Below are 13,763 nucleotides of genomic sequence, written 5' to 3'. Positions count from 1 at the left end.
GACAGGGGCACCATGGGCGTCGACAACATCACCTACGGGGACCAGGCGTCCGTGACCGGGGGCCGCCTGTCCGATATCCAGCCCGGGCAGCGGGCCGGTGCAGCCCGCGGTGCGGAGCTGCTGGCCCGGGCGCTCAGAGCCGAGGGCGTCGACCTGCTCTTCGGTTACCCCGGCGGGGCCAACCTCGAGATCTTCGACGTGCTCGCCGGTGCCGGCATCCGCTGCGTGCGCACCGAGCACGAGCAGGGGGCCGTGCACGCCGCCCAGGGCTACGCCCGCGCGAGCGGGCGGGTGGGGGTCTGCCTGGCCACGTCCGGCCCCGGCGCCACCAACCTGGTCACCGGGCTCGCCGACGCCAACAGCGATTCGACCCCGGTGGTTGCCATCACCGGCAACGTACCGACGCCGCTGCTCGGCAAGAACGCCTTCCAGGAAGTCGATATCGTCGCCATCACCCGGCCGATCACCAAGAAGAGCACACTGGTGCGCCGGGTGAGCGAGATCCCGGCGGTGGTGCGCGAGGCCTTTGCCCTCGCCGGCGGCAACCGGCCCGGGCCGGTACTCATCGACCTTCCCAAGGATATCCAGCAGCACTACCCCAAGGACGCCGCGGGCAACTACACACCGCCACCGATCCCCGCCGTTATCGAGCCGCCGGAACCGGAAGCAGGCGGGCTGGGCGAGAACCAGCTCGCCAAGGCCTGCCGACTGATCGGCGAGGCCAGGCGGCCGGTGATCTACGCCGGCGGCGGCATCGTGGCGGCCGGCTGCAGTGAGGCGCTCCGGCAGCTGGCGGAGGCGCTCGCCTGCCCGGTGACCACCACGGTGATGGGGCACGGCGTGTTCCCGCCGGAGCATCCGCTGGCGCTGGGCTGCCTCGGCATGCATGGATCGAAGGTGGCGAACGTCGCGGTCAACGAGGCCGACCTGGTGCTTGCGCTCGGCGTGCGCTTCGACGACCGGGTGACCGGCCGCGTCGATGCGTTTATAGCCGACGGGAAGATCATCCATATCGACATCGACCGCACCGAGCTCAACAAGAACAAGACGGTAACGCTGCCGCTGTGCGCGGACCTGGCCGTGGCCCTGCCGCAGCTGGTGGCCTGCGCGCGGACAGCGGCGCGCGGCGACTGGCTCGGTTATCTCGACGGCCTGCGCCGGGACTTCCCGTACCCGCTGCCCCGGCATGCCGACCGCATCAGCCCGCAGCAGGCGATAGCCCGTATCAGTGAGCTGACCGACGGCAATGCCATCGTCAGCCTCGGCGTCGGCCAGCACCAGATGTGGGCCATGCAGCACTACCGGAGCCGCCGATCGCGGGGTTTCCTCTCCAGCTCCGGCTTTGGCACCATGGGCTACGGCCTGCCCGCGGCCATCGGCGCCAAGGTCGCCTGCCCGGAGGCGACGGTGATCGACATCGACGGCGACGGCTCCCTGAACATGACCGTGCACGAGCTGGCCACCTGCCGGCGCTACGGCATCGGGGTCAAGGTGATGGTGATCAACAACCAGTGGCTGGGTATGGTGCGCCAGTGGCAGGACATGATCTACGACGGGCACCGGGCGGAATCGGGCCTGGCTGACCCGATGGCGGTGAAGGCCGAGGGGGAGGGGGACATCTACCCGGACTTCCCGACCATTGCTGCTGGCTACCGCGTCAAGGGGGAGCGAGTCAGCCGTCCTGAAGACCTCGACGCCGCGCTGGGACGGCTGCTGGCTGACCCGGACGAGCCCTATCTTCTCGACGTCATCGTGGCGGCAGAGGAGAACGTTTACCCGATGATCCCTGCCGGCGGCAGTTACCGGGAGATGATCCTCGGGCCGGAGGATAGGCGGTCGGACGCGCGGGAGCGTCAGGGAGGTAACATCTGACTCACCGTACCAGGTTGGAGATACGGTGAGTCAGGCGCCGCGTGGCAGCCCCTCAGTCGTTGGCACGCAGGAGCTGCCACAGGCCAATCGTGAGCAGGGGCAGGATGAGAATGATGATGAAGACCCAGCTGAGCAGGCCATAGCCCCGCGCGATCAGGTCGACGATACCGACGGCCGTTGCCCCGTAGATAGACAGGGTCAATAACAGCGCGGCGATGGCCGGGCGTGCCCACCGCGGCAGGGAGTGTCCGCCCTCGTGCACCTGCACGTCGATGCGCTCGTTGATGGAGTGGAGCAGACCGGCGCCGGTTTCCACGAAGGTACCGAAAACTACCAGTTGGAACAGGTTTTCCAGCCACGGGCGGTCCAGCTGCGCCATGAGGTACAGCGCCGGCACCGGCTCGCGAGCAATCTCGGGGTACTGGGAAAGCATGGCCAGGTAGAAGAGCAGGGCCGGCACGATGGCGATGACCCCTGTCAGCAGCCCCGCCCCCAGTGCCTGGCGTCGTGTCGTGAGAATCGTCATGCAGAACAGGACGGCAGGCAGGTTGATGTTGTAGCCGGCATAGCGCAGGCCGGCCAGCGGCCATGCGCCGGGTTCACCCGCTTCGGCCAGGTGACGGGTGATATCGTCTCCGTAGGATGTGAAGGTGTCGACGAAGAGCAGGCAGTAGACCGCGTAGAGCAACACGGACCACAGGGCCAGCACATTGCCGATGAGCTTGGAGCCGTAGAAGGTCAGCAGGCCCACGAGGGTCATCATGACCAGGGTCCCCCCGGCCGACGGCAGGCCGAACGCGGCGCTCGCCAGTTCGCCCGCGGCTGATCCGAGTACGGCGAGGATGAGTACGACCAGGGCGAGGTAGGCGAGCTCATACAGCACCCAGCCCCGGCCGAGCAGGCGCTTGCAGAACGTTCGATAATCGTGGGCGCCGGTGGTGCGTGCAAATTCGTAAGCCGTGCCCATGACAACGGCGAAGACGCCGCCGGCGGTGAGCAGACCGAGGACACCGCCGAGCGGCCCCAGCGGCATGAAGAACTCGACCAGTTCCCGGCCGGTGGCGTAGCCACCACCGATGATCACCGACTGGAAAACTAGCCCGGGCAGCAGGTAGGGGCGCCAGTGCACGAGGGTCTCAGCCCAGGGTCAGCGCTGCCAGCCGGGGCCGCGAAGGACCCGGCCCGGCGTGGCGCCGGTGTGTTCGCCGTCCGCGATGACCTGCTTGCCGTTGACGAAAACCTGCTTGACGCCGCGGGCATACTGGTGTGGCTGCTCGTAGGTTGCTTTGTCGATAATCTCATCCGGGTCGAACACAATGACGTCGGCGAAGAAGCCCGGCTTCAGATAGCCACGCTCGCTCAGCGAGAGTGTGTCTGCGGGCAGACCGCTGGCTTTGCGCACGGCCTGCGGCAGGTTCAGCGTCTTTTTTTCACGCACATAACGGCCGAAGACTCGCGGGAAGGTGCCATAGCTCCGCGGATGGGGTGCCCCGGCAAGGAAAGGCTCCTCGGCGGCCACGGCTGCGCCGTCGGTACAGAAGCTGACGTAGGACAGCTGGAGGATGCGCTCCACCACGTCTTCGGACTGGGTGAAGTAGACGGCCATGACCCGCGATCGATCCGCGGCAATCAGATCCATGGCGGTATCTTCCGGGCTCGTTCCCCGCTGCTTTGCGACCTCCGCCAGGGTCATACCGCGGTACTTCCTGAGTTCAGCGGTGCGAAAGCCAACGAGGAGGATACCGTCGGCGCCAGCACTCGCGAGCATGTTTTCCCGTTCCGGGGTATCCTCGCGCATGGCTTCGCGGATACGTCTGCGGCTTGCCGGATCCTGCATCCGCTCCACCCAGCTTTCCATGTCACCTTGAAGGGCCCAGGAGGGCATGATGGCATCCAGCCCCGTGGAGCCCGCCGCGTAGGGGTACATGTCGGCGGTGACGCGCAGGCCGCTGTCCCGGGCCTTGCGCAGCCGGGCCTCCAGTTCGTCCACCCGTGACCAGACCTCCGGGTGGGCCAGCTTCAGGTGAAAGATCTCACCCGGCACGTCGGCTTCCCGCAGGATGGTGAAGAACTCGTCAAGGGCGGTGAACACGCCTTTGCCCTCGTTGCGTATGTGCGAGGCGTAGATTCCCCCGTATTCACCCGCGGCGCGCGCCAGCGCGACGAGTTCCGGCGTGCGCGCCTCCTTGCCGGGGGTGTAGATCAGCGCGCTCGAAAGGCCCAGGGCGCCATCGCGCATGGCATCGCGCACCAGCGCCTGCATTTCCTCAAGCTGCGAGGCATCCGGTTGCGCGCCACTCAGCCCAAGGACATGCACCCGCACCGTGGCAGCACCCACGAAGGACGCCACGTTGGCAGAGACCCCACGGTGTACGAGGAACTGGAGATAGTCATCCAGGCTCGTCCACTCCGGCTCTATGCCATCCCAGTAGCGCGGAAAAATCTGTTTCATGGGCTCGCTCAACGGCCCGAGGGAGAAACCCTCACCGAGTATTTCGGTGGTGATACCCTGGTGGAGATCTGACAGGCCCCTCCCGTCCCTGATCAGGGACGTTCCCCCCTGGCTCATCATGTTGATGAATCCGGGCGCTATCACCTTGCCGGCCGCGTTTATCTGCAGCGGTGCCGTTGCCCCGTCGAGGTCGCCGATAGCGGCGATACGGTCCTCGCGGATGGCGAGGTCCGCGCGATAGGGCGGGTTGCCGCTGCCATCGACGATCAGCCCGTTTTTCAGAATCACGTCATGCGCCGGCCGCTGACCGCCGGCGCTTTCAGTGGCAGCCGGCAAGAGCAGCAGAACAAGGAAGAGCTGCGCAACGTACAGGGCGGGAAGCGTCGCCCGGTGGAACGCGGCATGAGCCGCCGGGTCACCTGCGGTCTCCGCCCCGCGGAGAGCACCCCGTCGAGGTGCCTGCCCCTTCGCGGGCCCGGGATAGGTCAGCCTAGCCATCTTGCTGCTCCCGGGCCTTTTCAGCGGCGACCATGTCCCTGACGTCCCTCAACAGGCGTTTCGCGTCATAGATGATCCCGTCCTTGATGGTCCAGCGAACGCCGCCAACGCGCTCGGGCTGGTTCTGCTCGTTGAGACGGGTGGTGCCGGTCCCGTAAAGGACCTTGAAGTTTTCAAGCGGATTCTCCTCGACGAGCACCAGGTCGGCCTTCTTCCCGACCTCGACCGTGCCCAGTTCGTCTGCCGCGCCAAGGAGTTCGGCACCATCCAGCGTGGCCGCGCGCAATGCCTCGAGGGGGTGAAAACCGGCCTCCTGCAGCAGCTCGAGTTCCCGGATGAAGGCAAAGCCGTAAACCTTGTAGATAAAGCCTGCGTCGCTGCCCGCGGCAACGCGGCCCCCCTGGTTCTTGTAGTCGTTGACGAAGGTCATCCAGCGGGTGTAATTGCGCTTCCAGGCGATCTCGTCGGCCGTGGTCCAGTAGAACCAGTAAGAGCCGTGCGCGGCCCGGTTTGGCTGGAAGAACCGCCATAGTGTCGGCCAGGTGTAGTCCTCATGCCACTCGGCAGTCCGCGCGCGCATCAGGTCGCGGCTTGCCTCGTAGATGGTGAACGTGGGAACCAGGGTGAAGTCGAGCTCGAGGAGCTCATCCCTGACCGCGTTCCAGTGAGGACTGCCCGGTTCGGCGGCCTGTTCCCAGAGTCGGCCGGCCTGGCCGAAGCGGTCCTGTTCGTTGGCATAGTTGTAGTCACCGGGATAGTCCTGCACGGTCCTGTCATCGAAGAGTGCCTCCGGCAGGCCGTACCAATGCTCCATGCTCGTCAGGCCCCAGCGCGCCGTGTCCAGTACGTCCATGCGGGTGACCGCCATCTGTGCATGGTGGAAAGCGGTGCGAAGGCCCTGGCGCTCGGCTTCTGCCAGCGCCGCTTCCATTACCGCCGGGGCTGCATTCAGGAACTTCACGCCATCGGCACCGGCGTCTTTGACCGCCTGGACCCAGGCCACGCCCGCATCGACGGAAATATCCATGTATTCCTTGATCGGAAACATGGCGTAGGCATAGATACGCGGTGCGGTAATTTCGTTGCGCGCACTCTTCCGCCGCTGGTCGATGGTCCAGCCCAGCCCATTGCTGGAGCCGATCTCGCGCACGGTGGTGATCCCGTGGCCCAGCCAGAGTTTGTACACGTATTCCGCGGGGGACGCTTCACCGTAGGCGGCCTGCTGGCTCGAGCTGATATGCGCGTGGGAGTCGATGAGGCCCGGGAGCACGTACATGCCACTGGCATCCAGCTCCCGATCACCGCCTTCTGGACGCCGCCGGTCCTCGATCGGTAGGCCCGGGTAGCCGACCAGGCGGACATCCGTGATGCGGTCGCCTTCTATCACGATGTCCGCCGGACCGATCGGCGGTGCTCCGGTGCCATCGATCACGGTGGCGCCCCGGATCACCAGTCGCTCATAGGGGCCGCTGCCCTCGTCCCGCGGGGGAGCTTTGCGCGGCAGTATGTCCTTGCCGCCGATGAGTTCGGCCATCTCGTCGCCGGGAAGAACGTCGGCAGTGACCGCGGGCGGCAGCAGCGCCAGGGCGAAAAACATCGTCAGCGTGAACGCGCGCGTAAACGCGCAGGGGATGCCTTGTCTGTACTGTTTCATCGGTTTGGCCTCGCGCTAGGGCTTGTGCCGGGAGCAGGCTCCGGCTGGTCGTCTGCAGCGGCAGTTGCCGGTTGGTCGGGGCGGAAAGAGAAGTGTGCCGGTGGCTTTTCTCCCATGAGGTGCTCGACAAAGTAGCCCCAGAGTCGCTTGACAAAGTAGGGCATTTCCGCCTCGAAACGATGGTTGGCCCTCGGCAGCACCAGCATGTCGAAGTCCTTGTCGGCATCGATGAGCGCCTGGGCCAGCTGATAGCTCTGCGTCGGATGCACGTTGTCATCCATGTTGCCTATGACAAGAAGCAGTTTCCCCTCCAGCTGCCCCGCCAGCGCGACGTTTGATGCCGCCGCGTAGCGCGCCGGGTCCGCCGTTCCGAGGTAGCTCTCGGCCCAGACAGGGATATAGGAGCGTTGCTCGTGATTGCCTGCGGAAGCTACGGCCACTTGGTAGACGTCGGGATAGGTCAGCAGCGCTCGGGTGGACGCATAACCTCCGCCGGAGTGGCCATAGATGCCGATGCGGTCCAGGTCCAGCCAGGGGCGGCTCGCCGCCAGCTGCCTGATTGCCGCCACATGGTCTTCAAGAAAGCCTGCCTTTGCCAGGAGGTTCACGCCCTCCGGGTAATTGAAGGCGCGGGAACGGCCGGGGGTGCCGCGCCCCTCGATCGTCAGCACGATGAAACCAAGCTCTGCGAGGGCCTGGGGGCTGCCGAAGGGCCGGTAGAGCGCATCGATGAGGGTGTGTTTAAGACGTCCGTGCTGTGGCCCGGGGTAGATTGAGTCGATGACCGGGTAATGAGCGTCCGGATCGAAGTGCGAGGGGCGGAACAGGTGGCCCCAGAGAGCCGTCTCGCCATCGGCCGCCGTCACCGTGAATACCTGGGGATAGGTACTCTCGTCCAGCGCGAGGCGGCTGATGTCCGTTTTCGCGAGGCTCATGACCACCGTGCCGTCGCGATTGCGCAGCAGCGTCTCTCCCGCATCTTTCATGCTGCCGACACGGTCGATGAAGTGAGAGCCGGAAGGCGAGAAATCCGTCGCGCTGACCTGATGCACGCCGCTTTCCGGGGTCAGTACCCGGCTGTCGCCTCCACGCAGGGAGACGCGGGCGGCCACCGTTTCGTAGGGGTTGCCGTCGGCCTCGGCTCGTCCCCTGAGATACACGACCTCGCCCCGTTCCTCATCCAGGTGCAGGATGTCGTGAACACTCCAGGCGCCACGGGTCAGCTGGCGTTCCTCACCGCTTTTTGCGCGGAAATAAAGGTGGCCCCAGCCGTCGTCGTCAGAAAAGTAGATGACACCGCCGTCTCCGACGGGGCGGAACACGGCGCCCATCGCCATGGTGGGCCCGGGAAAGGTGGTCGCTGCCCCGGGCCTGTCCACGAGCGTTGTCACGCTGCCGGAGGCGGCGTGAACGCGACGGATGCTGAAGCCCTTGCCGCCCTGATAACGGTGGATGTACTGGAAGTAATCGCAGTTGTTCTCCCAGCGCAGATCCACTGCCAACGGATGGGTCAGGGTGGAGAAGACCAGCTCCATCGGCTCGGCATCGACGTCTGTCCGTGTGCGTTCGGCGAGTTCAAAGACCGCCAGCGTCGCCAGCGGCTTGTTGCGGTCACCGGCCATGGCATAGCGCATCGTGTAGCGGGTGGGCCGCCGGCTCCTGCCGGCCGGTGCCTGGTCGATGAGGCTGAGTTCACCGACCTGCGACTGCTGCACGTGTTGCACGGCGAAGCGTTCACCGCAGGGCGAGAAGACGACAAGTGGCTTCGGTGCCAAACCCTGGCGCCGGCGGGTGATAGTGCTTATGTCAGTGCCGGTCGAAATGCCGAAGGCGCTGTCGGCAGTGCTTCCCCGGGTGAGCGGATAGGCGCTTCCGCTGGCTGTTTCCCGGGCCCAGAGATCGTGCCCGCGGAAAAAAACCGACCAGGCGCCGCCCGGCGATCTCACGCTGCCGTCGGGAGTGTTCTCGCGCGGGGCGGCGCGGCAGCCATCGCCGGCACAGCGGTAGCGGTTGCCACCGACCTCGAAGGCGATGCCATCGCCGTCCACGGAAAAGGTGTCGAAGGGCAGTGCCGCTTCGCTCACGTCCTCTTTCAATACGTTGCCGAGGAAGTGTGCGACCTGCGCGTGGTCGAAGGCCTTCCGACGGGTGGCCGTCCGCGGGTCGACCAGCAGGAAGTCATGGCCCTCCCGCGTTTCTCTGCGGTACCAGAACGCGTCACCGTTGCCGGTCCAGCGTGGCTCGATGGCGTCGTTGCGCACGTAATGGTCGCGGTTCCAGCTCTCGAAGCGCGCCGCGGCAAGGTAGCGCTCCTCAAGGTCCGGGGCGGCGAGACTGGACGCTGTTATCGTGAATGTGGCGGCAATCAGGAGGTAGCGCATAGTGACTCCGACGGGCGCCGCCGTTGTATTGGCAAGCGCATCCAAATCAAGGAAGATTGTTGCCGGGGAGACGGTTTGTAAATGACCATTGCGCACGGAAGCTATGTGAAAACGGCACGCAGCAACCTCTCGCTGCTATTTCTGCCACTGTGCGTTCTGCCACTGTGCGCGCAGCCGCGAGTCACAGGGGGGCAGGGGCGATGACCGCGCGGGAAGCGGCGCCGATCAGCCTTGCCGATTTCTTGCGCAGCGCCCCACACCGGCAGGTCGGCCAGCTGCTGGAGCAGGATCCGGCTGCCAGCGGAGCGCCCTTTCCGAGGGCCTCGCATTTTGATCTCGACGAGTTGATGCAATGCTTCGAGGTCCTCGGCGTCGGCAGCGGAGATTGCTTCGGTGCCCGTTACCTGATCCCCCGGGGGGGCAGTCTCGACTTTTACCGGCTGCACCCGGAGTGTGCTCTGATTGTTGTAAGGGATGTGATCGGGGCGGGTTTTTCCATGCATTACCGCGCACGCAACTGGCATGCGCTCCGGCTTCGCTGCGACGGCAGCGTCGAGGAACGCGTCGGCGAGCAGGTACACAAGGCCACGGGGATCAACTGTTCGCTGATCGATTTCGCGGATGGCGTGGACGTGAGCTTCGTCGCCCGCTCGGGAACCACGCTGTCCGCCGCAGCGATTTACTTCAAGCCTTCCCTTCTCGAGAGCTTCGGCGCCCGTGGCGCCTCTGCGCGCCTGTTCGGTAACGAGGGCGAGCATCTGTCGGCCGCCGACCGGGTCAACCTCGCCTCTTTCGAGCCACCGTCGGAGCTGACGGTCGTTCTTCGAAAGCTGATGAATCTCGACGTGACGTTGCCGATGGCTCGCCTGATGATGACGGGCGCTGTCTATCAGGTGCTCGCAGAATGCCTTCGAAGCCCGGTGGTTGTGGATGACCCCGACGAGTATTCCATAAGGCTGCGTTCCCGCGAGCTCCGGGTGCTTTCCGAGTTGAAGCGGCGACTGGAGGAGAACGTGGACGAAGAACACAGTATCAGCAGCCTGAGCGCCTGGGCCTCGATCAACCGGCGCAAGCTTAACGAGGGTTTTCGCCTTCTCTATGGGTTCACTATCCACGAGTACCTCGTGCGGCAGCGGGTGGCGCGGGCGCAGGCGCTGCTGGGCGAGGGCCTCTCCGTCGCAGCCGTGGCGGAGCAGGTGGGCTATGGCGACGCCAGCAGCTTCAGCCGCGCTTACAAGCGGATCACGGGCACGTCTCCCGGTCGCGATCGCGGCGCCCGCGGCTAGCCCGTCCCCCCTTTCCGCTGTCACTCGTCCCTCAACGCATGGGCGGGGCCCACTGCCGGGCGTAGTGCCGGGCGCAGTGCCGAAAGGTCATTGAATCAGTGTTTTTCCGTCATTCTTCCTGCCGGCGGCGTTGCTATGCTGCCCTAACACGATCGGTCGCCTGCAAGGCGGGCGAGAAAATAGCGAGAAAACAGTGGGAAAAGGCATAGCCGGAGGGGAACCATGGAAAACACAGGCAGGATGACGCCGATCGCTGCCGCGCTTGTCGCGGGAGCGGGACTGGGCTGTTTCTCCCAGACAATCACGGCGCAGACCGAGAGTCGTGCCGGGGTTCTGGAAGAAGTGATCGTGACCGCGGCGCGGCGCGAGTCCTCCGTGCTGGAAGTGCCGTCGACGATCGATGTTCTCGGCGGCGCGATGCTCGAGCAGACGGGGGCCGAGAATTTCCAGGACTACCTCGCCGGCGTTCCGGCTGTGGGCCTCACCACCGTCGGTGGCAGCGGCGCCTCGCGGCTCGGTATCCGCGGTGTTTCGAACCTGACCGGGGGGAAGTACGGCTCGGCCGACTCGGTTGCAACGGTAGGCCTGTATCTGAACGACGTCCCGATCTCCGGCGCGGGACCGTTGCCAGACCTCGATATCTATGACCTGCAGCGGGTCGAGGTGCTCAAGGGCCCGCAGGGTACGCTTTACGGTGAGGGTGCCATGGGCGGCGCAGTGCGCCTGCTTACCAACCCCGTCGATTACGAAGCGTTCTCGGGCCGTGTCGAAGCCATGGTCGGCAGCTTTGAGGGCGGTGGACTGCGCCAACGCACCCGCGGCGTGGTCAACGTACCGCTGGCTGGCGGACGCGCCGGTCTGCGTGTTGTCGGCTCCTACAGTGAGCGCGACGGCTTCATCGACAATGTCGTGACCGGCGAAGACGAAGTCAATTCCCGGGATTCCAGCGCGCTCCGTATCAACTTCGGGTGGCAGCTGAGTGACCGGGTGGATATTGACCTGCTCTATCTCCGCAACGATTCGCAGGTTGACGGCTATTCCGACGTTGATGAGTCGCTGGACGATTACCAGCAGAGCCTGCTGGAAGACCGAGAGGCGGAGCTGGAATTCGAGGTTTATGCGCTTACCGCCAATATCGAGTTCGGCGCAGCGACGCTGACCTCGGTCAGCTCCCTGGTTGATTCGAGCCGCTACCTGAGACCCAAGTTCTTCTTCCTCGGCATGCCGGAGGAGACCTTTCCCACCGAAGTTGACCAGGATACCTTCACCCAGGAGCTCCGGCTTGTCTCCACGACGAGCGGTGACCTGAGCTGGATCCTTGGCGCTTTCTATCGCGATCGGGATGCGGCGACCTGCGGGGAATTCGATGCGCCCGGCGCGGCAGAGGCCATCGGTGCAGAGCCGTTTGCGGCGAGACCCTGCCCCCTGTCGCGGACGGCGTTCACGTCCTACCGGGATACGGAGGAAGGGTTCGAGCAGCTCGCACTCTATGGCGACTTTACCTACGCGCTCACCCCGACCCTCGAGCTGATCGGCGGTGTGCGCTGGTTCCAGGAGGATCTCACGCTGGAGCAGGAGCTCCTCGTAGGCGGATTCCTTTCCTTCCTGAGCAACGCCTCCGCGGTCGAAACGGATGTCGACGATGTCCTGTACCGCGCCGGGGTGCGCTTCACGCCACAGCAGAATCTCTCCACCTATGCCATGTACAGCCAGGGCTTCCGCTCTGGCGGGCCGAACCTGAACTCCGCGCTGGTGCCCGGCGTTCCGATGCTGTACGAACCGGATACCCTGGACAATTTCGAGATCGGCGCGAAATTTCAGTCGGACGACGGCCGGCTGCAGCTGAATGCGGCGCTTTTCTATTCCGAATGGCAGGATGTGCAGATCACGGACTCGGTGATCGTCGCCGACAACCCCTTCGGCTTCCAGAGCAATGCCGGCGCCGCCGAGATAAGCGGCGCCGAGGTGGACCTGGTATTCAGTCCTCTGGACCGCTTCACCGCGGGTATTTCGCTCGCCTACCTCGACTCGGAGCTGACCGAAGTGCCGCCGGGCTCGGACATCGTTGCCGGCCAGCCCCTGACGAATACGCCCGAATGGAGCGGCAGCGCCTTCGCGGAACTCGGCTTCGACGCTCCGGGCGGCGGAGACGGGTTCGCCCGCATCGATTATCAGTACACGGGGGGGCAGTACCCGGACCTGGCAACCGGTCCGTCCACTGGCGTCGTCGTCGGCGGTGCGTTCCGCGAGCTCGAAGCACGCAAGTTACTGAATCTTCGCGTCGGCGCTGATTTTTCTAACTGGGGTGTCGATGTCTTCGTCACCAACCTGCTGGATGAGGTACTGGAGTACGGCATCGACGGTGTCGGGTCGGGCAATGGCCTGATCGTTGGCGATCCGCGCGTACTGGGAGCGACGCTCAGGTACAGCTTCTAGGATGCCGGAGGCTCTGCAGGCCGACTCCCTTGTTGCTGCCCTGCTGCTTGCGGTGGCGGCCCTGGGGCTCTGGGTGGCCGCCCGGCCCGGCGTCAGGCAGTTTGGCGTCAGTGCCGCCATTGCTGCCGGCGCCCTGCTGGGTGGCCTGGGGCTACTGCCCGGTGCGTCGCCCGTCTACGCGCTGATTAACGAGCACTTCGTACCGCTTGCGATCACGCTTTTTCTCCTCGAGGTCAACCTGTCCCGCGTAGGGCGTGAGGCGCAGCCGATGTTGAAGGCCTTCCTGCTCGCTGTGGCGGGCGTTCTCTGCGGTGCGGTGCTGGGGACCGTTCTCGGTCTGCTCGGTGAGAATGACACCGCCTGGGCCAGTATCATAAGCGCTGGCTTCATAGGCGGATCGGCAAACTCGGTAGCCGTCGCGGGTGCCCTCGGCCTCGTCAATGATCCACGCTTCGTGCTGGTCGCAGCTTCGGTATACGCGCTGGTGATCCCCTATTTCATTGCCCTGGCGGTACTGCCGGCCACCGGTATCTTTGCCCGCGGCGGGCACGGCGCAAACGGCGAAAACGGCGAAGGGGAGGAGCCGGCTCCCGCCAGCGACGATCCCGGGCCCGCCGGGCAGGTCATCAGCGAGCTGTCGCTTGCCCGCTGTCTCCTCGTGGCGATGGCCATCGTTGCCTGCAGTGATCTTGCCGCCTACGCGCTCGGCTCGCAGGCGGTCAAGTACCTGCTGCTGACCGTCCTTGCGCTCGCCGTCGCGACCTGTGTCTCCGGGGGATCGGTGCGGCTGGCAGGAACACAGCCTCTCGGGCAGTTTCTCATCTATCTTTTCTTCGCCGCGATCGGTGCGCAGGTCGATCTGCAGCTGGCGCTGTCAGAGGGCCTGGCGTTCATGCTTTTCACCGCAACGCTCCTTCTCACCCATGCGGTGCTGCTCGGCGTTCTCGGTCGGCTACTGCGCGTGCCGGGCAGGGAATTGCTGATTGCCTCCGCCGCTTGCGTCGGAGGCCCCCCGCTAGCCGCCGGAATGGCAGGTGCGATGCGCTGGAGTGACCTGGTAACGCCGGGTCTGCTCGTGGGCTTGATCGGCTACGCCTCGGCGAACGTCATTGGTATCACGCTGGCGGGGTTGCTCCAGCTGTGAAGGCGACGAGCAGGGAAACCCCGCACTAGAAACCGGAGTG

Annotated in this window: 8 protein-coding genes; 4 read left to right on the top strand and 4 right to left on the bottom strand. The window is 65.3% G+C overall.

The window, feature by feature from the left end:
• Positions 1–12: 12 nt before the first annotated feature.
• Entirely contained in the window at positions 13–1,872 is a 1,860-nt protein-coding gene (ilvB, locus tag ACX93N_RS01525; RefSeq protein ID WP_459426622.1) for a biosynthetic-type acetolactate synthase large subunit, read from the top strand.
• 52 nt (positions 1,873–1,924) lie between these two features.
• Here ilvB and ACX93N_RS01520 read toward each other — a convergent pair whose 3' ends face one another.
• The 4 genes from ACX93N_RS01520 to ACX93N_RS01505 all read right to left on the bottom strand — a co-directional run bounded on the left by ACX93N_RS01520 (position 1,925) and on the right by ACX93N_RS01505 (position 8,857).
• Complete coding sequence (locus ACX93N_RS01520; RefSeq protein ID WP_459426621.1) at positions 1,925–3,001, bottom strand: YkvI family membrane protein; 1,077 nt, start codon at positions 2,999–3,001, stop codon at positions 1,925–1,927.
• Positions 3,002–3,019: 18 nt separating this feature from the next.
• A complete protein-coding gene (locus ACX93N_RS01515) occupies positions 3,020–4,612 on the bottom strand; it encodes an N-acyl-D-amino-acid deacylase family protein (RefSeq protein WP_459426620.1) in 1,593 nt (530 codons plus the stop codon).
• Positions 4,613–4,814: 202 nt separating this feature from the next.
• Complete coding sequence (locus ACX93N_RS01510; protein WP_459426619.1) at positions 4,815–6,476, bottom strand: amidohydrolase family protein; 1,662 nt, start codon at positions 6,474–6,476, stop codon at positions 4,815–4,817.
• Positions 6,473–8,857 carry a S9 family peptidase gene (locus ACX93N_RS01505; RefSeq protein ID WP_459426618.1) on the bottom strand — a complete coding sequence of 795 codons (2,385 nt, stop codon included), beginning with the start codon at positions 8,855–8,857 and terminating at the stop codon, positions 6,473–6,475. Before ACX93N_RS01505 ends, ACX93N_RS01510 begins: the two co-directional genes overlap by 4 nt.
• A gap of 200 nt (positions 8,858–9,057) precedes the next feature.
• Here ACX93N_RS01505 and ACX93N_RS01500 point away from each other — a divergent pair, with 200 nt between their 5' ends.
• The 3 genes from ACX93N_RS01500 to ACX93N_RS01490 all read left to right on the top strand — a co-directional run bounded on the left by ACX93N_RS01500 (position 9,058) and on the right by ACX93N_RS01490 (position 13,723).
• Positions 9,058–10,143 carry a helix-turn-helix domain-containing protein gene (locus ACX93N_RS01500; protein WP_459426617.1) on the top strand — a complete coding sequence of 362 codons (1,086 nt, stop codon included), beginning with the start codon at positions 9,058–9,060 and terminating at the stop codon, positions 10,141–10,143.
• Between the two features lie 222 nt (positions 10,144–10,365).
• On the top strand, positions 10,366–12,579 hold the full coding sequence (locus tag ACX93N_RS01495; RefSeq protein WP_459426616.1) for a TonB-dependent receptor: 2,214 nt from the start codon (positions 10,366–10,368) through the stop codon (positions 12,577–12,579).
• A 1-nt stretch (position 12,580) separates the two neighbouring features.
• The gene (locus tag ACX93N_RS01490) at positions 12,581–13,723 is read left to right on the top strand and encodes a DUF819 family protein (protein WP_459426615.1); all 1,143 of its coding nucleotides are present in this window, start codon (positions 12,581–12,583) and stop codon (positions 13,721–13,723) included.
• The last annotated feature ends 40 nt before the right edge of the window (positions 13,724–13,763 follow it).

It is taken from the genome of Pseudohaliea sp., assembly GCF_054552115.1.
Note: the sequence above shows the minus strand (reverse complement) of the source record. Positions and strands in the feature narration are given on the sequence as shown.